This window comes from Geothrix rubra, assembly GCF_030268065.1.
In the GTDB taxonomy this organism is placed as follows: Bacteria; Acidobacteriota; Holophagae; order Holophagales; family Holophagaceae; genus Geothrix; species Geothrix rubra.
In genome coordinates this window covers 929,945-949,426 of sequence record NZ_BSDD01000001.1, presented here as the reverse complement: position 1 = coordinate 949,426, position 19,482 = coordinate 929,945, and the positions used below count along the sequence as shown (strand labels likewise).

Sequence of the window (19,482 nt, the reverse complement as noted above, 5' to 3'; positions counted from 1 at the left end):
AGGGCCCATGCGAGCCCTCGCGGCCGGCCAGGCCACCTGGCACAGGATCAAGCGCCCCGCCACCTGGGGCGCTGTCCTGTTGTTCGGCCTGGTGTGGGCCCTGGCCCGCTGGGCCATGGGCTTCCCCGGCCGAACGCCGGAGGACCTGCTGGGGCCCTTCCTCTGGGCCCTCCTCTTCCTGGCCGTCACGCCCTTTCCCTGGCAGTGGACGGGGGACGACGCCCCCCTGGCCCGGGCGTGGCGGGGCCTCCTCCAGGCCATCCCCTGGAACGCCGCCTGGGTGCTGGCGCTCCTGCTGCTGCTCTCCGGCGGCGGTCCCCGATCCGGCCTGGGGCCGGGCCCGGGCCCGGGGCGGGGGCCGGGCATGGGCCGGGGCATGCGGATGATGGCGCCCCCGGAGGACCGGCCCTGGCTGCCGCTCCACCCGCGTCTCCTCCTCCTGGCCGTCACCAACCTGTCCATCTGTGTCCTCCTGGGCTGGATCCTGGCGGACAAGGAGCGCGCCGAGGCCGTGGCGCGGGAGGCCCGCCGCACCGCGGCCCAGGCCCAGGCCCGGGCCCTCCAGGCCCAGATGAACCCGCACGTGCTCTTCAACGCCATCAGCGGCCTCACGGAGCTGGTGCGGGAGGATCCGGAGGCGGCGGAGCGGGCCCTCGTCAGCCTCGCGGACCTGCTCCGGGGTCTGCTGGACCACGGCGCCCGGGCCGCCGTGCCCCTGGCCCTGGAGCGGGAGCTGGTGGAACGCTACCTCGCCCTGGAGCAGATCCGCCTGGGCCGGCGCCTCCAGGTGGACTGGCAGTGGGACCGGGCCCTCGAAGCGGCGGAGGTGCCGCCCCTGCTCCTCCAGCCCCTGGTGGAGAACGCCCTGAAGCACGGGATCGCGCCCAGCCGCACCGGCGGCGAGGTGCGAATCGGCCTGCAGGCGCGCGACGGCGACCTCGAACTGGAGGTGGCCAACACGGGCCTGGCCCTCCAGGACGCCGCCCCCGAGGGCGTGGGCGTCCATAATCTGCGGGAGCGCCTGGCCCTGCTGGGACTTCCCGAAGCGGCCTTCAGCCTCTTCCGGGACGGGGACTGGACCCGGGCCCGGATCCGCCTGCCCCGGCCGGGGGCCCGGCCATGAGCCAGAACCTGAACGGGGCCCTGCGCGTCCTCGTGGCGGAGGACGAGCCCTACAACCTCCGCCGGCTGGCCCGGCTGCTGCGGGAGCAGGGCTGCGAGGTGGTGGCCGAGCTGGAAGACGGACCGGCCGTGCTGGAGTGGCTGGACCAGGGCGGGGCGGCGGACGCCCTCTTCCTGGATATCCAGATGCCCGGCCTCTCGGGCCTGGAGGTGGCCAGCGAGGCGCCCCGGGGCCTCCCCATCGTCTTCGTGACGGCCTTCTCCGAGCATGCGGTCCGGGCCTTCGAGCAGGCGGCGGCGGACTACCTGCTGAAGCCCGTCACCGCCGAGCGGCTGGCCCGCACCCTGGAACGGCTGCGGGAGCGGCGGGAGGCCGCACCGGCCCCGGCCAGGCCCCAGGGGCCCTTCCGCTACGCCGTGCGGGCCGGGGAGGGCCTGGTGTTCCTAGACCTGGCCCGGACCACCCACTTCACCTACGAGGAGGAGGCCGTCTGGGCCCACGCCGGGGGGCGCTTCCGCACCCTCTGGAAGACCCTCTCCGAGGCCGAGGCCGCCCTGGAGGGGCGGGGCCTGGTGCGCGGCCACCGCCACCTGCTGCTGCGGCCCGAGGCCGTGGTGGGCGTCCGGCCGGGGGACTCGGGCCGGCTGTGGGTGCGCCTGCCGGGGGATGTGGAGGTCGAGGTGAGCCGCGGCGCGGCCCCGGGGCTCAAGCAGCGGCTGGGGCTGGCCTGATCAGGCGATCAGAGGAACCGGAGCGGCTTCATCTCCGGGGCGAAGCCGTGCTTCACGGCCTTCTCGAAGAAGAGGCCCAGGCTCTCCCGCTCGGCCTCGCCCAGGGTGTAGCTGATGTTCTTCGTGAGGTACTCCTCGAGCTCCAGCTTGGTCCAGCCGATGGTGCGCCGGGCCTCCTCCACGATGGCGGGGAGCTGGGCCATGCCGATCTCCAGGCTCTTGTGGAAGAAGGAGGCCACCCCGCCCGGCACCGGCGGCTGGGGGGCGTCCTCCCGCACCAGCCAGAGGGCGAAGACGAAGGGCAGGCCGGTCCAGGCGTGCCACTCCTCCGCCAGGTCGAGGACAAAGAGCCCCTGTTTCGGCGCCCGCATGGCGGCGTCCCCGATCATGAGGGCCGCGTCGTGGGCCTCCAGCATGGCCGGCAGGTCCGGGCCCATGTCCGAGATCTCCGGGCTCACCCCGTAGCGCTCCCGGAGGATGAGCTGGCCCAGCACCACGCTGGTGCGGCTGGAGGTGTCCAGGGCCAGGCTGCGGATCTGCTCCGGCGGCACCTTGGAGAGGATGACCACGCTGCGCACCCGGCGGGGGGAGGCGATGCAGAGGCCCGGGACGATCCGCAGGCCGGGGATCCGCAGGTACTCGATGGAGCTGACGATGCCGGCGTCCACCTCCCCGCTCCGGAGCCGATCGGCGCACACCGACGGATAGTGGAACTTCAGGTGGAAGTGCTCCCAGCCCAGCCCGTGCTTGAACCCGTGGTTGAGGGGGGCCGCGTTCAGGTAGTCGATGATCGAGAGGCGGAAGGGGCGGTCGGCCATGGCCCAAGTCTACCCGTTTGATGCCTAGCCTTCCGGCCCCACCCTGCCATCATGCTCCCATGCACGTCTGGCATTACGAGTTGACCTCTCCCCTGGGGCCCCTGCGGGCGGCCTTCGATGGGCGTGGCCGGCTGCGCGAACTGGCCATGGAGGGGCTGGACCCCCGCAAGACCAGTCCCCTGCCCCCCAAGGAGCAGCGGGAGGCCAAGCGGTTCCTGGATCTCCAGCTCGAGGCCTACCTGGGCGGGCGGCTCCGCACCTTCACCGTGCCCCTGGACCCCCAGGGTTCCTTCTCCCAGATCCGGGTGTGGGACGCCATGCTGTCCATCCCCTACGGCAAGACGGAGTCCGTGGAATCCCTGGCCGTCCGGCTGCACCTGGATCCCGAGGTGGTGGTCATGGCCTGCGTGTCCAACCCCATCGCCGTGCTCATTCCCGCCCACCGGGTCCCCCGGGAGGGCGAGGGGCCCCTCCCCGCCGCCCTCCGGGAGCTGGAGGCGGGTCACGGCTGGCGGCGGCCCTAGCGCCAAAACATGGCATCCTGGGGGCCATGGCCGGCTCCCTGCACCTGGTTTCCTCGCCCCTCGGGCCGCTGGGGGCCGAGTTCGATGTCGAAGGCCGCCTGGTCCGCCTCACGCGCGTCCGCGGGCAGGCGCCCGAGCCGCCGGCCGGGCCGCCGCCCCGGCCGCTGCCCTTCCTCAAGCGGCAGCTGGAGGCCTACTTCTCCGGCAACCTCCGGGACTTCAACATCCCGATGGTGGCCCACGGCACCGAGTTCCAGCAGCGGGTGTGGAAAGAACTGGGCCGCATCCCCTACGGCCAGGCCATCTCGTACCTGGAACTGGCCCGCCGCCTGGGCGACGAGAAGTGCATCCGGGCCGCGGCCCGGGCCAACGGCGCCAACCCCATCATCATCCTCATCCCCTGCCACCGGGTCATCGGGTCGGACGGCTCCCTGGTGGGCTACGGGGGCGGCCTGGACATGAAGGAGTACCTCCTGCGCCTGGAGGGCATCCTGCCCAAGGCCCCGCCGCAGCCCGCGTTGCCGCTGGAGTGGGATTGAGCGGTGCGCGGACGCGAAGCTGGGACGACCCGGAGCTGGACCGTCTGGACTCAGCCCTGGCCGGGATCCTCGCGGCGCCGGGGCCGGTGCCCTCCGTGGCCGCCCTGGCCGCCGCCGTCGGCGTGGACGCGACCCGCCTGGAGGCCCTCTTCCGGGCCCACGTCCACGCCGCGCCGGAGGCCTTCCTCCGCAGGGCCTCCGTCCGGGCCGCCGGCCGCCGCCTGGTGGAGGGGGAGGCGGTCCGGGACCTGGACGCCCGAACCTTTCGGCGGGAGACGGGCCTGACCCCCGAGGCCTACGCGACCCTCCTGGAGACGGGGCGGTTCGCCCTGGCCCTGCCGCCCGATTTCCGGGCAGCCGACCTCCTCCGCTTCCACGGCCGCGACGCCCAGAGCGTGTCTGAGCGGGTGGAGGGGACCACGCTCCGCAAGGCCTTCCTCGCCGAGGGCATCCCGGCGGTGCTGACCTTGGCCTTCGGGAAGGGGCGGGTGGCGGTGGCCCTGGAGGGCGGTCCCGGCACCCGCGGCGCCTCCGCCGGGGCCCACGCGGCGGCCCTGCGCCTCCTGGGCTGGCACGGGGATCCCGGCCCCTTCGAGGCCGCGCACCCGGACCTTTCCCGGGGCCGCGAGGGCCTGCGGATTCCGCTGACGCTGGATCCCTTCGAGGCCCTGGTGTGGGCCATCGTCGGCCAGCAGGTGAACCTGGCCTTCGCCTACGCCCTGCGGCGGGACCTCATCCGTTTGGCGGGCCTGCCCGCGGCCCACGGCCTCATCGCCCACCCGGACCCGGAGCACCTCGCGACCCTCGCCCCCGAAGCCCTCCAGGCCCTGCGCTTCTCCCGCCGGAAGGCCGAGTACCTGATCGGGGCCGCCCAGGCGGTGGCCGGGGGACACCTGCGCTTCGACGCCCTGCCCACGGCCACGGGCGCCGGGCGGGCGCTCCTGGCCCTGCGGGGCTGCGGCACCTGGACCGCCCAGTATGTGCTGATGCGGGGCCTGGGCTTCGCCGACTGCGTGCCCCTGGGCGACGCCGCGTTGACCCTGGCCCTCCAGCGCCGGTTCGGCCTACCGGAGCGTCCCGATGCGGCGGCCACGGCCCGGCTGCTGGCGCCCTTCGCGCCCCACCGCAGCCTGGCCACCTTCCACCTCTGGGCCAGCCTCAAGGGCGTGCCGGCCTAGCGCCGCAGCAGGGCCACGGCCTCCACATGGCTGGTGAGGGGGAAGAGATCCAGGGCCGCGAGGCCCGCCACGCGCCAGGCGGGGGCCAGGCGCTTCAGGTCCCGGCAGAAGGCGGCCCCGTCGCAGCCCACCAGGACCATCGTGTGGGCCCCGGCGGTCTGGAGCCGCTCGCAGAGGCCGGCGGTGAGCCCGGTGCGCGGCGGATCCAGGAGGATCAGGTCGTCGGCCGCGCCGAGGCCTTCCGGCACCCAGGCGTCCGCATCGGCCACGTGGCACTCGGAGGGCAGGCCCAGGGCCGCCAGGTTGCGGCGGGCCCAGGCCACGGCCTCCTCGCCGGATTCCACCAGGACGCGGCGCGCATAGCGATCTCCGAGCAGGGCGGAGAAGAGGCCGACGCCGCCGTAGAGGTCGTAGAGCACGTCGCCGCGCACGTCCCAGCCCTCCAGGAGGCCGCCGAAGGCGCGGGCGGCCCAGGGCGGGCTCACCTGGAAGAAGGCGCCGGGACCGTGCTGCAGCGGGCCGGGGGCCAGGCGGTGGGTGAGGGGGCCCTCGTCGCGGGTCCAGCCGTCGGGCTCCAGCCGCCAGCTGCGGCCCTTCTCGTCCGAGGCGCGGACCTCGCCGGCGGGCGTGCCCGTGGCCAGCTCCCAGCGCTGGGGCCGGGAGGGCAGGGCGCGGCCCTCCAGGGCGTCCCGCAGGCGGGGCAGGGCTTCCGAGAGGACGTCAGCCGCGGCGGGGCAGGCGGACACGGGCACCAGGGCGTGGCTGTGGCGGCGGAAGTAGCCCAGGGCGGCCCCGTCCCAGTGGAGCTGGATGCGATGCCGGCGCGCCTCCGGCGGGGCCGGATGCCAGGTCCAGGGCGCGTCGCCCAGCTGCCGGTGGAAGAGGTCCGCCACCATCTGCCGCTTCAGGTCCGGAGCCCGGTCCCCGGCCTCCCACAGCTCACAGCCGCCGCAGGTTCCCGCCACGGGGCAGCCGGCGGGGACCCGCTGGGAATCCCGGCTGACCCAGCGCGTGATCCGCCCCTCGCCGTGGCGGGCCTTCCACTGCACCTTGGCCTCCACGGCCTCGCCGGGGAAGAGGGCGAGGGGGGCCTCCAGGAGCAGCAGGCGGCCATCGGCCCCGTGGGCCACGCCCTTGCCGCCCCAGGCCAGCCGCTCCACGGTCCCGGTCCAGACGTCTGTCGGGACCGGCGATTTCCGATATGCTGGCGGCACCTTCTTCTTGGCGGAGCTGGATTCCCCTTTGCGTTTCACGGTCGCTGTCCCTCCAGAGCACCGTAGCACCCTCCTGGAGAGGGTCGGACCGGAGATCCGCCACCGCCTGGCCTGGAGGGACGGGGTCCCTGCGGAGGTGGTGATCGGCCTCCCGGGGGAGGGCGAGCTGATCACCTGCCCCCAGTGGCCCGGCGAGGACGCGGCCCTGGCCCTGGTCCAGGCCGGCTGGGAGCGGCTGAAGGACAAGCAGAACATGGAGCGCCTGCACCACGTGGGCCGGGCCCTGGCCTCGGAGCAGCACCTGGACCGCCTGCTGGACCTGATCCTCACCTCGGCGCGGGAGCTGGTCTCGGCCGAGGCGGGCTCCATCTACCTGGTGGTGGGGGAGGACGACAGCCGGGAGCTGCTCTTCGCCCACACCCAGAACGCCCGGGTGACCTGGCCTGCGGAGCGGTTCCGCATGCCCCTCACCTCCAAGGCCATCGCGGGCTACGTGGCCTCCACGGGGTCGGTGCTCAACGTCGAGGACGTCTACGAGCTGCCGGCCGACGCGCCCTACGAGTTCAACAAGGCCTTCGACCAGCAGACCGGGTACCGCACCCAGTCCATGCTGGTGGTGCCCATGCAGGACACGGAGGGGACGGTCCTCGGGGCCCTGGCCCTGCTGAACCGCATCGAGGAGGCCTACGGGGAGCTGAGGGTGGTGCCCTTCCTGGCCGAGCACGCCCGCCTGGCCCAGAGCCTGGCCGGGCAGGCCGGCGTCGCGGTCAAGAACGCCAACCTCCGGGCGGAGATCGAGCTGCTCTTCGAGGGCTTCGTGAACGCCTCCGTGACCGCCATCGAGGCCCGGGACCCGGTCACCAGCGGGCACTCGGGGCGCGTGGCGGACCTCACGGTGGGCCTGGCCGAGGCCGTCAACCGCACCCCCGACGGCCGCTACGGCGGGCTGACCTTCACCGACCGGCAGCTGCGGGAACTGCGCTACGCGAGCCTGCTCCACGACTTCGGGAAGGTGGGCGTCCGGGAACAGGTGCTGGTGAAGGCCAAGAAGCTGGATCCCGCGCAGCTGGAGGTCATCCTGCAGCGGCTGCGCCAGCGGGAGCTGGAGGAGGCGCTGGATCTCCTCGCGCGGGCCTGGAAGGGCGGGGACCCCTTCGATCCGGCCCGCTGGGAGCAGGTGATCCGCGACCGGCGGGACCAGACCGAGCGGCTCATCCACCTGGTGCGCCAGAGCAACGAGCCCACGGTCCTGGCCCAGGAGGTGGCCGATGGCCTGGGCCTGCTCGACGGCCTCTCCTTCACCCACTGGTCCGGGGCCCGGAAGCAGCTGGTGGACCCCGACGACCTGGCCAGCCTCCGCATCCGCCGCGGCAGCCTCTCCGAGGCCGAGCGCCTGGAGATCGAGAGCCACGTCACCCACACCTACCGGTTCCTGGAGCGGATCCCGTGGACCAGGGACCTGTCCGGCATCCCGGAAATCGCCTACGCCCACCACGAGCGGCTCACGGGCCGGGGCTATCCCCGGCGCCTGGGCGGGGAGGAGATTCCCGTCCAGAGCCGCGCCATGGCCATCTCCGACGTGTTCGACGCCCTCACCGCCCGGGACCGCCCCTACAAGGGCGCCGTGCCCCTGGAGCGGAGCCTGGACATCCTCCAGGACGAGGCGCGGGAAGGGGCCCTGGACCAGGACCTGCTGGGGCTCTTCATCGAGGCCCGGGTCTTCGAACGGACCGTCCGCCCCTCCTGAGCCCTGGAGCCTCCGGGTCCGAGCCGGTAATCTGGAGGCTTGGAGTGCTTCATGTCCGAACGTGAACCGAGAACGATCGACCTGCAGGGGATCCTGGCCCTGCTGCCCCACCGCTACCCCATCCTGCTGGTGGACCGCATCCTGGACTTCGAGCCGGGGCAGTGGATCCGCGGCCTGAAGAACATCAGCTACAGCGAGCAGGTCTTCCAGGGCCACTTCCCGTCCCGTCCGGTGTTCCCCGGCGTCTACATCCTCGAGGCCATGGCCCAGACCGGCGGCTGCCTGCTGCTCCAGGACATCGAGGACCGGGCCCGCAAGGTGATCTACTTCATGGGGATCGACGGGGCGAAGTTCCGCAAGCCGGTGCTCCCGGGCGACCAGCTGGTGATGGAAGTGAAGGTGCTCAGCCTCAAGGGGCGGATCTGCAAGATGCGGGGCGAGGCCTTCGTGGACGGCCAGAAGGTCGCCGAGGCGGAATTCATGTCCATGCTCATGGACCTGGCGGAGGGAGAAGGCAAATGAGTGCGCAGGTCCATCCCAGCAGCGTCATCAGCCCGGAGGCCCGCCTCGGCGAGGGCGTGGTCATCGGCCCCTTCTGCGTGGTCGAGGGCAATGCCGTCATCGGCGCCCGCACCCTGCTCCGCAGCCACGTGGTCATCGGCCCCCACACCGAGATCGGCGAGGACAACGACATCTTCCCCCACGTCACCCTGGGCATGGGTCCCCAGGACCTGAAGTTCAAGGGTGCCCCCACCCGGCTGAAGGTCGGGAACCGGAACGTGATCCGCGAGGGCTGCACCATGCACCGCGGCACCGAGGGCGGGGGTGGCCTGACCACCGTGGGCGACGACAACTTCCTCATGACCGGGTCCCACGTGGCCCACGACTGCCATGTGGGCAGCCGGAACATCTTCGCCAACAGCGCCACCCTGGCGGGCCACGTGCACGTGGGCGACGGCTGCAACATCGGGGCCTTCTCCGCCGTCCACCAGTTCTGCCGGGTCGGCGATCACGCCTTCATGGGCGGCTTCACCGTCGCCACCCAGGACGTGCTGCCCTTCATGAAGACCGTGGGGGCCCGCGACACCAAGAGCTATGGCGTGAACACCATCGGCCTCCAGCGGAAGGGCTTCTCCGAGGAGGTGGTCGAGGGGCTGAAGCGGGCCCATCGCCTGCTGTTCCACTCGGGCCTCCTGCGGGACGAGGCCATGCAGCAGACCGAGCGGGAGTGCGGCGCCATTCCCGAGGTGGCCTACCTCCTGAGGTTCATCCGCGAATCCAAGCGGGGCATCCATCGTGGGTGAGCGCCGGCACGCCACCGTCGCCATCATCGGCCTGCCGAACGCCGGGAAATCCACCCTGCTGAACGCCCTGTTGGGCCAGAAGCTCGCCGCCACCAGCCAGACGCCCCAGACCACCCGCACCCGGGTGCTGGGCGTGGCGGGCCGCGGCGACGTGCAGCTGGCCTTCCTGGACACGCCGGGGATCCACCTGCCGAAGCACGCCCTCAATGAGCGCATGATGGCCCACGTGGAGCAGGCGCTGGAAGAGGCCGACCTGCTGCTGTGGGTGGTGGATGCCAACGAGTACCTGGGCGTCGGGGAGCATGCCCTGGCCAAGCGTCTCCGGAGGATGGGCCGGCCGACCTACCTCCTGCTCAACAAGATCGACCTGCTGTCCAAGTCACGCCTCCTGGAGAAGGTGGCCACCTACAAGGACCTGCTGCCCTTCAAGGAAGTGGTCCCCATCGGCGCCAAGATGGGCCTGAACCTGGATCCCCTCTGGGCCCTGCTGGAGCGGGATGCCGCCAAGCCGGGCTGGCCCTACGACGAGGAGACCTTCACGGACCAGACCGAGCGGTCCCTCGCCACGGAATTCATCCGCGAGAAGGTGCTCCGCAAGACCCGGGAGGAGGTGCCCCACGGCGTGGCCGTGCTCATCGAGCGCTGGATCGAACCGGGCCAGGAGGACTATCCGGAGGACATGGATCCCGAGGGTGTCTTCATCGCCGCCCAGATCCTCGTGGACCGGGACGGCCACCGCAAGATCCTCCTGGGCTCCGGGGGCCTGATGATCAAGGACATCCGCCAGAGCGCCCAGCGCGAGCTGAAGAAGTTGCTGCAGCGCCCCGTGCGCCTGGAACTTTTCGTGAAGGTGGACGAGGGCTGGCGGGACCGGCCGGACCGGCTGGACCGGCTCTCGATCTGAAACAGGTGGCGTAGCCTCCTCGCCGGAGCCTCGCTTCGCTGGCCTGCCCGGCAGGCCGCTTCGCGATCCGCCGGTCGGCTAGATCGACAGGTCCGTGGCGCGGTGGTCCGGGTCGAGGGGGGCGAGGCCCTCGGTACCGGTGACGGAGGTGTACTGGCCCCGGTCCGGGTCGAAGGCGAACACCTCGCCGGTCTCGATCTTGTAGACCCACCCGTGCAGGTGCAGCATGCCGGTGGAGACGGCCTTGGCCACCGAGGGATGGGTGCGGAGGTTCTCCAGCTGCTCGAGGACATTCTCCTCCACCGTGGCGTGGAGCAGCTGGTTCCCGTGGAGGTGCCCGTAGCTCTCCCCCATGACCCGCTCGGTCTTGCGGGCGTGGGACAGCCAGGCCCGGGTGGCCGGCAGTCCCTCGAGCTTGGCCGGGTCCAGGAGAGCCTGCATGGCGCCGCAGTTGGAATGGCCGCAGATGATGATGTCCCTGACCTGGAGCCCCTCGACGGCGAACTCGATGCCCGCCGCCATGCCGCCCATGCTCTCGTAGGGCGGGATCAGGTTCCCCACGTTCCGGAGGATGAAGAGCTCCCCGGGGCCCGTCTGGGTGATCAGGTTGGGGTTGATCCGGGAGTCGGAGCACGTGACGAAGAGGGTCTCCGGCCTCTGGCCGTGCTCCAGCTCCTCGAAGAGGGCCTGGTGGGAGCGGAAGACCTGCGTCTGGAACTGGTGGATGCCCTGCACGAGCTTCTGCATGCCGACAGTCTACCTGAGGTCAGCCCCCCCGATCCAATGCCCCCGGGGCTCCCCCCTAGAGGCTCAGGTGGGCCATGTGCTCTTCGGAGGTGATGGGGGTGTTGGGCTCGTCGTGGATGATCTTCCCGTCCCGGAGCTTGACGATGCGGTGGGCGTGGCGGGCGATGTCCTCCTCGTGGGTCACGAGGATGATGGTGTTGCCCTTCTGGTAGAGCTCCTCGAAGAGGGCCATGATCTCCACGCTGGTCTTGGAATCGAGGGCGCCGGTGGGCTCGTCCGCCAGCAGGATGCTGGGGTTGTTCACGAGGGCCCGGGCGATGGCCACGCGCTGCCGCTGGCCGCCGGAGAGCTGGTTGGGCATGTGGTCGGCGCGGGACCCGAGGCCTACGTTCTCCAGGGCCTGGTGGGCCATTTGGTGCCGCTCCGCGGGGGTCTTGCCCGCATAGATCAGGGGCAGCTCGACGTTCTGCAGGGAGGTGGTGCGGGCCAGCAGGTTGAAGGTCTGGAAGACGAAGCCGATCTCCTCGTTGCGGATCTGGGCCAGCTCGTCATCGCTCATGGCCGAGGCCAGCTTGCCGTTCAGCTCGTAGGTCCCGTTGGTGGGCGTGTCCAGGCAGCCGATGACGTTCATCATCGTGGACTTGCCGGATCCGGAGGGCCCCATGATGGCGACGTACTCGCCACGGCGGATCTCCATGGTCACCCCGTCCAGGGCGCGCACTTCCATGTCGCCCATCTGGTAGACCTTGGTGATGTCGGTGAGCCGGATCAGGGGGGCGTCGGACATGGGCACCTCGAGGGGCCTCGACCGGCCCTGACTCATCTTCGCAGAACCCGGGGTCAGGTTTAGGGGCGCCCCCGGATTCCCGCTACAATCCGGGGTTCGCCGACCCCTGCTTGAAGGCCCGAGAACCGATGATTGCCGCCCTGATCCGCTCCCTGGGACGGCCGCTGATGCGGCTGCGCTACCGCGTCGAGGCGGAAGGCCTGGAGGCCCTCCCTCCGCCGGATGGCCGCGGGGTGCTCTTCCTGGCCAGCCACCCCACCCTCGTGGACCCCTTCATCCTGGTGGCCCTGCTCCACCGGAGCTGGGAGCCGACCCTGGTCGCGGGTCGCGACCACACGGTCCACGGCCCCCTCCGCTGGCTGGCCCGGGCCTTCGGGGTGAGGGCCCTCCCGGATCCCGCCAGCCATGGGGCAGGCTGCCGCGAGGCCCTGGCCGGGGAGCTGGCGGATCTCGCGGGCCGCCTGCGGGCCGGCCATCGCCTGCTGCTGTTCCCCGGGGGGCGGCTCTCCCGGCAGAAGACCGAGGACCTCTCCGACAACAGCATGCTGGAGGCGGTGCTGCGCCAGGCCCCCGGCACCCGCGTGGTCGTGGTCCGGATGCGGGGCCTCTGGGGCAGCCGGTTCAGTGCCGCCTCCGGCCAGCGTCCCCGGCTGGGGGTGAACCTCCTGAAGGGGGCCGGCTACCTCCTGGCCAACGGGCTCTTCTTCATGCCCCGGCGGAAGGTGCGCCTGGTGTTCGAGGAGGTGACGGACCTGGCCGTGGCGGAGGGCCGGACGGCCCTCAACCGGGATCTGGAGGCCCGCCTGAACGCCGATCCCGGCCCCCGCACCTTCGTCCCCTACCTGTTCTGGCAGGGCCACGGGCCCCGGGTCCTCCCGGAACCGCCCCGGCCCCGCGTGGCCGGCAACCCGAGGACCGTGCCGGCCCAGGTCCGGGACGCTGTCCGCCGCCATCTCCAGGGGGTCACCGGCCATCACGAGATCCAGGACGGGCTGACCCTGGTGGGCGACCTGGGCCTGGACACCCTGGCCCACCGCGAGCTGGAGCTGTGGCTGGAGCGGGCGTACGGCTATCCCTGCAGCGACCCGGCCTCCCTCCAGACCGTGGGGGACGTCATGCTCGCCGCCACCGGGGCCGCGGTCTCCCTCCGGCAGGGCGAGCTCAAGGCGGTGCCCCACGCCTGGTTCCACGCCCCGGCCAACCTCCCCATCGAGCTGCCCGAGGGGGGGACCATCCCCGAGGTGTTTCTCCGGCAGGCGAAACGTGGCCCGGGCCGGATGGCCGTGGCGGACCAGACCAGTGGCGTGCGCACCTACCGCGATGTCATCACCGCCATCCTGGTGCTGAAGCCGGTGTTCGAGCAGCTGGAGGGCGACCACGTGGGCCTGATGCTCCCCGCCACCGGCGGCGCGGGCATCCTCTACCTGGCCCTGCTCTTCGCTGGGAAGACGCCGGTGCTGGTGAACTGGACCTCCGGTTCCCGCAGCCTCTCCCAGGGCCTGGACCTCGTCGGCGTGAAGCACGTCATCACGGTCTCGACCCTCCTGAACCGCCTCGACGCCCAGGGCGTGGACCTCTCGGCCATCCGGGAGCGCCTCTGGCTGCTGGACGTCGAGGGCAAGCGGATCCCCCTCGCCGCCAAGCTTTCCGCCGCCCTCCGGGCCCGGTTCGACTGGTCGGCCCTCACCTCCGTCCGTCCCCCGGAGACCGCCGCGGTCCTCTTCACCAGCGGGAGCGAGAGCCAGCCCAAGGCGGTCCCGCTGACCCACGGCAACATCCTGGCGAACATCCGGGATGTCACCCAGATCCTGCGGTTCCGCAAGGACGACCGCATGATGGGCTGCCTGCCCCCCTTCCATGCCTTCGGGCTCACGACGACGACCATCCTGCCCTTGGTCCTGGGCATCCCGGTGGTCTACCACCCCAATCCCACCGAGGGCCGGATGCTGGCCCGGATCATCTCGGCCTACCATGCCACCCTCCTGGTGGGCACGCCCACCTTCCTGGCGGGCATCGCCCGGCAGGCGGAGGACCGGCACCTGGAGTCCCTGCGCTGGGTCATCTCCGGTGCCGAGAAGTGCCCCGACGCCCTCTACGCCACACTCGCCCGTCGCTGGCCCGGCGTCACGGTCCTGGAGGGCTACGGCATCACCGAGTGCTCGCCCGTGGTGTCGGTGAACCGGGAGGAGGATCCCCGGAACGGGACGATCGGCAAGCCCCTCCCTTCCGTCGAGTGGGCGATCGTGGACCTGGACACCGGCCGGCGGGTCCCGCCCGGCGAGCCGGGCATGCTGCTGGTCCGCGGCCCCAGCATCTTCGGCGGGTACCTGAATCCGAGCGCCGCCTCCCCCTTCCAGACCTTCGAGGGCAAGTCCTGGTACCACACCGGCGACCTCGTCCGGGAGGAGGACGGGGTGCTGGTGTTCGCCGGACGGCTGAAGCGCTTCGTGAAGCTGGGCGGCGAGATGGTCTCCCTGCCGGCCATCGAGGAGGCCCTCGCCCAGCGGTTCATGGGCGAGGAGGATGCCGAGCCCCTCCTGGCGGTGGAGGCCACGGCCGAGGAGATCAACCCCGACCTGGTGCTCTTCACGGTCTCCGGCATCCCCCGGGAGGAGGCCAACGCCGCCATCCGGGCCGCCGGCCTGTCGCCCCTGCACCACATCCGGGACGTCCGCCGGGTCGAGCAGATCCCCACCCTCGGCACCGGCAAGACCGACTACCAGGCCCTCAAGGCGTTGCTGGCCGAGCCGGTGGCCTAGCTAGGCAACCTCGACGAGCATCGCCAGTCCCAGGCCGCCCCCGATGCCAAGGGTCGCGACCCCCAGGCCGCCGCCCCGGAGCCGCAGCTGGTGGACCAGCGTGATGAGGATCCGGGCGCCGGTGGCGCCGATGGGATGGCCTAGGGCCACGGCGCCCCCCGTGGCGTTCAGCCGGTCCGGTGGCAGCCCCAGCTGGCGCTGGCACACCAGCACCTGGGCCGAGAAGGCCTCGTTGAGCTCCCACAGGGCGATGTCCGGCACCCGCAGGCCATGGCGGTCCAGGAGCCGGCGCACCGCAGGCACCGGGGCCTCGCCCATGTCCATGGGGTCCACCCCCGCCTCGGACCAGCCCAGGATCCGGGCGAGGGGACGCGACCCGCCCAGCTGGTCCCCCCGGGCCAGGAGCAGGGCCGCGGCCCCGTCCGACAGGGCAGAGGCGTTCCCGGCGGTCACCTGTCCCGCAGGATCGAACACGGGGGCCAGCTGCGAAAGCGCGCCCGGCGTGGTCCCCGGGCGGATGCACTCGTCGCGGTCAAGCTTCGGGTGGGGCAGGGTCTCCGGGCCGAAGTCCGCCGCCGCGGCCCGGCGGTGGCTCTCCGCGGCCCAGGCGTCGGCCTCCGCCCGCGAGATCCCCCGTCTGGCCACCAGTCGTTCGATGGTCTCCCCCATGAGGAGGCCCGTGACCGGGCAGCGCAGGCCGTCCTGGTGCATGACGTCGGGCAGGGTGCGGTGGCCCATGCGGAAGCCCCAGCGCAGGCCGGGCAGGAGGTGGGGCGTGTCGGACATGGCCTCGCTTCCCCCGGCCAGGATGGGGAAGGGCGCGCCATCGCGGAGGTCCTGGGCGGCCAGGATCGCGGCCTGGAGCCCCGATCCGCAGGCCATGTTCACGGTGAAGGCCGGGGTGTCGGAAGGCAATCCCGCCTTCAGGGCCAGGGTGCGGGCGGGGTTCATCCCCTGGGTGTGGCTCCGCGCCATGCCCCAGACGACCTTGCCGGGCCGGGGCAGGGCGGGGTCCGCCAGCAGGCCCTGGAGGGTCGCCAGCCCCAGCCCCACGGCGCCCTCCCCGGCCAAGGCGCCGCCGTACCGGCCCAGGGGCAGCCGGCCCGCCGCGGCGATGAACAGGTCCCGGGATCCCTTCACGGGTCGGTCTCCCAGTCGTCGGGGGTGGGTTCGCGGGGGCCGAGCCGGGTGTCCGGCGGGAACCAGGCATCGAAGAGGGCGAGGTGGCGCGCCAGGTATTCCCGGGCCAGGAAGCGGACCCGGGCGAAGAAGGGCATGCGCTCCGTGGAGGCCGGCACGCCCCAGGTCTCCAGTCCCATGCGGTCCGCGAGGTAGAGGGCCCGGGGGAGGTGGAAGTCCGAGGTGACCACCACCACCTGGCGCTGCCCGAAGACCACCTGGGCCCGCCGGAGGCTGTCCCAGGTGCGCCGGCCGGCATAGTCGCTGACGATGAGGGTGGGGGGCACCCCCTGCTTCAGCAGCCAGCGGCGCATGGCCTGGGGTTCGTTGTAGGAGGGGTGGCGGTTGTCTCCGGACACCAGGAACCACCGCACCTTCCCCGCGTGGAACAGGTCGAGGGCCGTGCGGAGGCGGGCTTCCAGGACCTGCGTCGGCTCCCCGTCGCCGTAGACGCCCGCCCCGAGCACGAGGACGGCCCCTCCGACGGGGGGAAGGGATTCCGGGGAAAAGGTCCGGCCCCGGTCCAGGGCGGGGAACCTTCCCAGGGTCCAGAGCAGGTCTCCGAGGAGGAGCATGGCCAGGATCGCCAGCAGGGGCCGCCTCTGCAGCCAGCCGCGATGAAGGAGGGCGGAGATCGACATCGTGGGTTAGCATAGACCCTTCATGCGCCTTCGCCCCACGGACCTCCCGCGACGACCGCACCGACCACAGAGACGAGTTGCCTTGATGAACATGCGCCACCCCCGATCCGTCCCGCCCTCCCGGCCTGCCCTGTGGATGGCGCCCCTGGTCCTGGCGCTCGCCGCCGGCGGAAGCGTGGGCTGCTTCCGCGCCACGGGCGTCACACGCCCCAACCTCGCGGTCGAGGAGATCCCGCAGGTGGGCGGCGACCGGGTGGCCGGCCTGAAGGCCTCGGCGGGCCCGGGCGACTTCTACGTGGGCAACGACTACGTCCAGCTGGCCGTCGACGGCGCGGCCTTCGGGGACCAGCCCGGGCAGCTCGGGGCGCCCTCGGGCGGGTCCGTCCTGGACATCGGCACCATCTCGCTGGACCAGAGCTTCAAACGCGTCTCCATGCCCGACGACATGCTGGGTCGCCTCGGGCCGGTGGCCAACCAGGACCCGGACCTGCCCATGGTCTTCGACCACTACCTGCCCGGGAAGTCCACGAACCTGGTCTTCCTGGACATGCAGGGCTACCTGCTCGATCCCAAGGGCAAGCTCGGCGCCACCCTCGACGCCCAGGGGCGGGTCGTGGGCGTGGCCGTGGACCATCGCATCTCCCTGGGGCTCCGGGACACCTATTTCACCCTGGAGACCACGGTCACCAACCATTCGGGCGCCACGCTCCCCATCGAGAACCTGGGGGACTTCCTCTCCCAGCAGGGGGGCGGCTACCGGTTCGTGGTGCCCGCCACGAAGGCCTTCGACGGCACCCCGGTCACCTCCTGGGGCATGGAGATCCCCGGTTCGGATTTCGCCCATCCCCTCACCACCAGCGTCCAGGCGCCCATGGTGGCCCTGACCTCCACGGAGTCCTCGGGGACCACCTACGATGACCACAGCGGCCTCGGCATCCTGCCCGTGGACACGGACCAGGTGCTGGTGACTTCGGATCCCCAGCACCCGCTGACCGAGGACCGGCCGGTGTTCCCCGCCCGGCTCGTGGTGGGAGGCCCCGCCGTCGCCAGCCTGGCGGACGGGCAGAGCCTGACCTACCGGCGGCGAGTCTACGTCACGGGCGGTCCCAGTTTCTACGTCAGCAGCATTGTCAACACCGCCAAGCCGACCCCATCCAACAGCGTGTTCAACTCGATGGCGGTCGCCCGGAGCGGGCTGCGGGGCGGGGATCTCGGGTTCGTGGCCTTCAATTCCTTCGGGACCGCCACCCTGGGCGGTCCGCTGCAGGCCGAATACCGGATCGAGCGGTACCTGGGCAGTGCCGCCGATGCCAGCACCGACCTCAACCCCGCGAACTGGAGCCTCGAACGGGTGGAATTCCGCGAGAAGGGGGATGCGCCCTCCTCGGCCTCGACGGTCCAGATGTTCCTGCCGGCCGTGGCGGATCCGAACGTCTCCGGCCAGAACCAGCGGTACCGGATCACGGTCCGGAACCGGAACCAGAGCGCCACGTTCTACACCGCCACCAACAGCCTCAACACCTCCCGGCCCCACCTGGCGACGCCCATCGAGCCCTCCAAGACCCAGCCATGGAGCCTGGCTGAGTCCCTGGCGCCGGAGCGGTTCGACGTGATCGATTCCGCCGGCAATGTCCTCACCCAGAAGCAGTCGCTGCAGACGTTCTCGGCCCGCGAGGCCGGGGCCACCGTCTACGACGGCCTCCAGCCCCTCCGCATCACGTTCGCGGGGATCGGCGCGACCCCGGACCCGGACATGCAGCGCACCCGCAAGGTCTCGAGCTACTTCGAACCCATCTACAAGGGGAAGGCCGTTGCAGGCGGCAACGTCGGCTCCTACCAGTACCAGGCCGGCAACCAGGCCTTCGGGTCCTCCTTCGCCTTCAGATTCTCCCCCCTCAGCAGCTTCTTCCCGTCGGGGGACTACCTGGCCTACGGTACCCGGGGGCCCCTCTCCTTCCTGGACACCCTGCCCGTGTCGGCCTTCGATGGGCAGACCGATACCAACCACATGTTCGTGGTGGTGAAGTCCAGCCTGCCCACGGGCTGGACCAGCTTCGACCTCCCGGGCCCCACCCAGGCGACCACCGGCGGCTTCAACCCCGGCGAGATGCTCAGCTCGGCCCTCGCCGAGGGGGTCCAGGTCGTGGCCCGCACCGAGCAGGATCTGCAGACCGATCCGACGGCCCTCCGTGCGGAGTTCCGGGTCGAGTTCGACGCCAACAACACCGGCCTTTCCGATGCCCAGCGGGATCCCATCGGGAACGACCCCTTCGTGGTGGGGGCCCGCAGCTCGGTCCTGACCGACGGGACGGTCACCGCCCTCTTCACCCCCGCCCCCACCAGCACCCGCTTCGGGGGGGCCCTCCCATCCACCGGCTGGACGCTGGCCGACTTCCTCACGCAGGCCCAGGGCGCCTTCAACGTGATCGAGCGCCCCCGCGGACCCAAGGGGCTGTTCACGGTCCGCGGCTTCGACCCCGCCGTGGCGCTGGGTTCGGGGACCAACGCCTGGTGGACCCAGACGGGACCTGTCTCGCTGGGCAAGCGGGAGGGCGACTTCGATGCCATCGAACTCCTCCGGGGCGAGTACTCCGATGCCAGCGGGAATCCGCTTCCCCTGACGGACCCGGCCAATGCCACGGCCTGGTTCAACGAGTTCCTGGCCGTCCGCAACGACTGGTTCGGCCTGATCGGCCAGCAGGGTCCCGGGGGCTTCATCAAGGGTCTCGGCCTCTCCTCCGCGCGCTACAGCCTGGACACGCCGGTGGGTCTGGCCCGGACCTACCTGAACCTCGGCAGCGCCACCCTGGCCCAGAATGACCTGAGTCCCGTGCTGAAGGCCCTGCAGGCTGGCGCGGCCGTGGCCTCCACGGGGCCCCTCCTGGACGTGACCGCGAACGGCACGGGTCCCGGCGGGCTGGTGGCCGGTCCGGTCTCCTCCGTGACCCTCACGGTCAATCTCTATGCTCCGGACTGGGTGCCCGTGGACGAGGTCCGGGCGGTCGTGAACGGCGTGGTGCAGACCATTCCGATCAGCAGCTTCACGGCCTCCACCGCGGATTCCCGGCTGCGTACCGCGACGGTGACCCTCGCCATGCCCACCACGGGGAAGGACGCCTGGATCGTCGTGGAGGCGGGCGTCCCGCTCACCACCACCGGCGCCTACGCCGCCGGCACGCCCTGGGCCAAGATCATGAAGGGCATCTACCCCATCGCCGTCACCAATCCCATCTTTGTGGACGTGACGGGGGGCGGGTACACTCCTCCTTTCCCCTGACAGTGGGAGT

17 protein-coding genes are annotated in these 19,482 nt (G+C 71.8%); 11 read left to right on the top strand and 6 right to left on the bottom strand.

Annotated features, from left to right (window positions below; genetic code table 11):
- Window positions 1-7 precede the first annotated feature (7 nt).
- The gene (locus QSJ33_RS04310; RefSeq protein ID WP_285723316.1) at window positions 8-1,123 is read left to right on the top strand and encodes a sensor histidine kinase; all 1,116 of its coding nucleotides are present in this window, start codon (window positions 8-10) and stop codon (window positions 1,121-1,123) included.
- Window positions 1,120-1,854 carry a LytR/AlgR family response regulator transcription factor gene (locus QSJ33_RS04305; protein ID WP_285723315.1) on the top strand — a complete coding sequence of 245 codons (735 nt, stop codon included), beginning with the start codon at window positions 1,120-1,122 and terminating at the stop codon, window positions 1,852-1,854. Before QSJ33_RS04310 ends, QSJ33_RS04305 begins: the two co-directional genes overlap by 4 nt.
- A gap of 8 nt (window positions 1,855-1,862) precedes the next feature.
- Here the strand turns inward: QSJ33_RS04305 and QSJ33_RS04300 are convergent, their stop codons facing one another.
- Window positions 1,863-2,672 carry a menaquinone biosynthetic enzyme MqnA/MqnD family protein gene (locus tag QSJ33_RS04300; protein WP_285723314.1) on the bottom strand — a complete coding sequence of 270 codons (810 nt, stop codon included), beginning with the start codon at window positions 2,670-2,672 and terminating at the stop codon, window positions 1,863-1,865.
- Window positions 2,673-2,731: 59 nt separating this feature from the next.
- On the opposite strand from QSJ33_RS04300, the gene QSJ33_RS04295 reads away from it, so the two are divergent.
- From QSJ33_RS04295 to QSJ33_RS04285, 3 genes are read left to right on the top strand one after another with little or no spacing between them, the layout of a single operon-like run.
- The gene (locus tag QSJ33_RS04295; RefSeq protein WP_285723313.1) at window positions 2,732-3,196 is read left to right on the top strand and encodes a methylated-DNA--[protein]-cysteine S-methyltransferase; all 465 of its coding nucleotides are present in this window, start codon (window positions 2,732-2,734) and stop codon (window positions 3,194-3,196) included.
- A 26-nt stretch (window positions 3,197-3,222) separates the two neighbouring features.
- Window positions 3,223-3,735, top strand: coding sequence for a methylated-DNA--[protein]-cysteine S-methyltransferase (locus QSJ33_RS04290; RefSeq protein WP_285723312.1), 513 nt, complete (start codon window positions 3,223-3,225; stop codon window positions 3,733-3,735).
- A complete protein-coding gene (locus tag QSJ33_RS04285; protein WP_285723305.1) occupies window positions 3,732-4,913 on the top strand; it encodes a DNA-3-methyladenine glycosylase family protein in 1,182 nt (393 codons plus the stop codon). The genes QSJ33_RS04290 and QSJ33_RS04285 overlap by 4 nt, the downstream gene beginning before the upstream one ends.
- Here QSJ33_RS04285 and QSJ33_RS04280 read toward each other — a convergent pair.
- A complete protein-coding gene (locus tag QSJ33_RS04280; protein ID WP_285723298.1) occupies window positions 4,910-6,166 on the bottom strand; it encodes a class I SAM-dependent RNA methyltransferase in 1,257 nt (418 codons plus the stop codon). The two genes, QSJ33_RS04285 and QSJ33_RS04280, sit on opposite strands and share 4 nt — an antisense overlap.
- A 100-nt stretch (window positions 6,167-6,266) precedes the next feature.
- Here QSJ33_RS04280 and QSJ33_RS04275 point away from each other — a divergent pair, with 100 nt between their 5' ends.
- From QSJ33_RS04275 to era, 4 genes are read left to right on the top strand one after another with little or no spacing between them, the layout of a single operon-like run.
- Window positions 6,267-7,874, top strand: coding sequence for an HD domain-containing phosphohydrolase (locus QSJ33_RS04275; RefSeq protein WP_285723290.1), 1,608 nt, complete (start codon window positions 6,267-6,269; stop codon window positions 7,872-7,874).
- A 51-nt stretch (window positions 7,875-7,925) separates the two neighbouring features.
- Entirely contained in the window at window positions 7,926-8,396 is a 471-nt protein-coding gene (gene fabZ / locus QSJ33_RS04270) for a 3-hydroxyacyl-ACP dehydratase FabZ (RefSeq protein WP_285723280.1), read from the top strand.
- The gene (lpxA, locus tag QSJ33_RS04265; RefSeq protein ID WP_285723272.1) at window positions 8,393-9,178 is read left to right on the top strand and encodes an acyl-ACP--UDP-N-acetylglucosamine O-acyltransferase; all 786 of its coding nucleotides are present in this window, start codon (window positions 8,393-8,395) and stop codon (window positions 9,176-9,178) included. Before fabZ ends, lpxA begins: the two co-directional genes overlap by 4 nt.
- On the top strand, window positions 9,171-10,082 hold the full coding sequence (gene era, locus QSJ33_RS04260; RefSeq protein ID WP_285723266.1) for a GTPase Era: 912 nt from the start codon (window positions 9,171-9,173) through the stop codon (window positions 10,080-10,082). The genes lpxA and era overlap by 8 nt, the downstream gene beginning before the upstream one ends.
- 78 nt (window positions 10,083-10,160) lie before the next feature.
- Here era and QSJ33_RS04255 read toward each other — a convergent pair whose 3' ends face one another.
- Both QSJ33_RS04255 and QSJ33_RS04250 read right to left on the bottom strand, forming a co-directional pair.
- Window positions 10,161-10,829 (bottom strand): carbonic anhydrase, encoded by a 669-nt coding sequence (locus QSJ33_RS04255; RefSeq protein ID WP_285723259.1) that lies wholly within the window; start codon window positions 10,827-10,829, stop codon window positions 10,161-10,163.
- Window positions 10,830-10,884: 55 nt separating this feature from the next.
- Window positions 10,885-11,616 carry an ABC transporter ATP-binding protein gene (locus QSJ33_RS04250; protein WP_285723254.1) on the bottom strand — a complete coding sequence of 244 codons (732 nt, stop codon included), beginning with the start codon at window positions 11,614-11,616 and terminating at the stop codon, window positions 10,885-10,887.
- A gap of 128 nt (window positions 11,617-11,744) precedes the next feature.
- Here QSJ33_RS04250 and QSJ33_RS04245 point away from each other — a divergent pair, with 128 nt between their 5' ends.
- Complete coding sequence (locus QSJ33_RS04245) at window positions 11,745-14,375, top strand: AMP-binding protein (protein ID WP_285723251.1); 2,631 nt, start codon at window positions 11,745-11,747, stop codon at window positions 14,373-14,375.
- Here the strand turns inward: QSJ33_RS04245 and QSJ33_RS04240 are convergent, their stop codons facing one another.
- Together QSJ33_RS04240 and QSJ33_RS04235 are read right to left on the bottom strand one after the other, a co-directional pair.
- Complete coding sequence (locus tag QSJ33_RS04240) at window positions 14,376-15,515, bottom strand: thiolase family protein (protein WP_285723247.1); 1,140 nt, start codon at window positions 15,513-15,515, stop codon at window positions 14,376-14,378. It lies immediately after the preceding gene.
- Window positions 15,512-16,195: a SanA/YdcF family protein gene (locus QSJ33_RS04235; protein ID WP_285723246.1), complete on the bottom strand. Its 684-nt coding sequence runs from the start codon at window positions 16,193-16,195 to the stop codon at window positions 15,512-15,514. The genes QSJ33_RS04240 and QSJ33_RS04235 overlap by 4 nt, the downstream gene beginning before the upstream one ends.
- A 91-nt stretch (window positions 16,196-16,286) precedes the next feature.
- Between QSJ33_RS04235 and QSJ33_RS04230 the strand changes: the two genes are divergently transcribed.
- Entirely contained in the window at window positions 16,287-19,472 is a 3,186-nt protein-coding gene (locus QSJ33_RS04230) for a CehA/McbA family metallohydrolase domain-containing protein (RefSeq protein ID WP_285723245.1), read from the top strand.
- The last annotated feature ends 10 nt before the right edge of the window (window positions 19,473-19,482 follow it).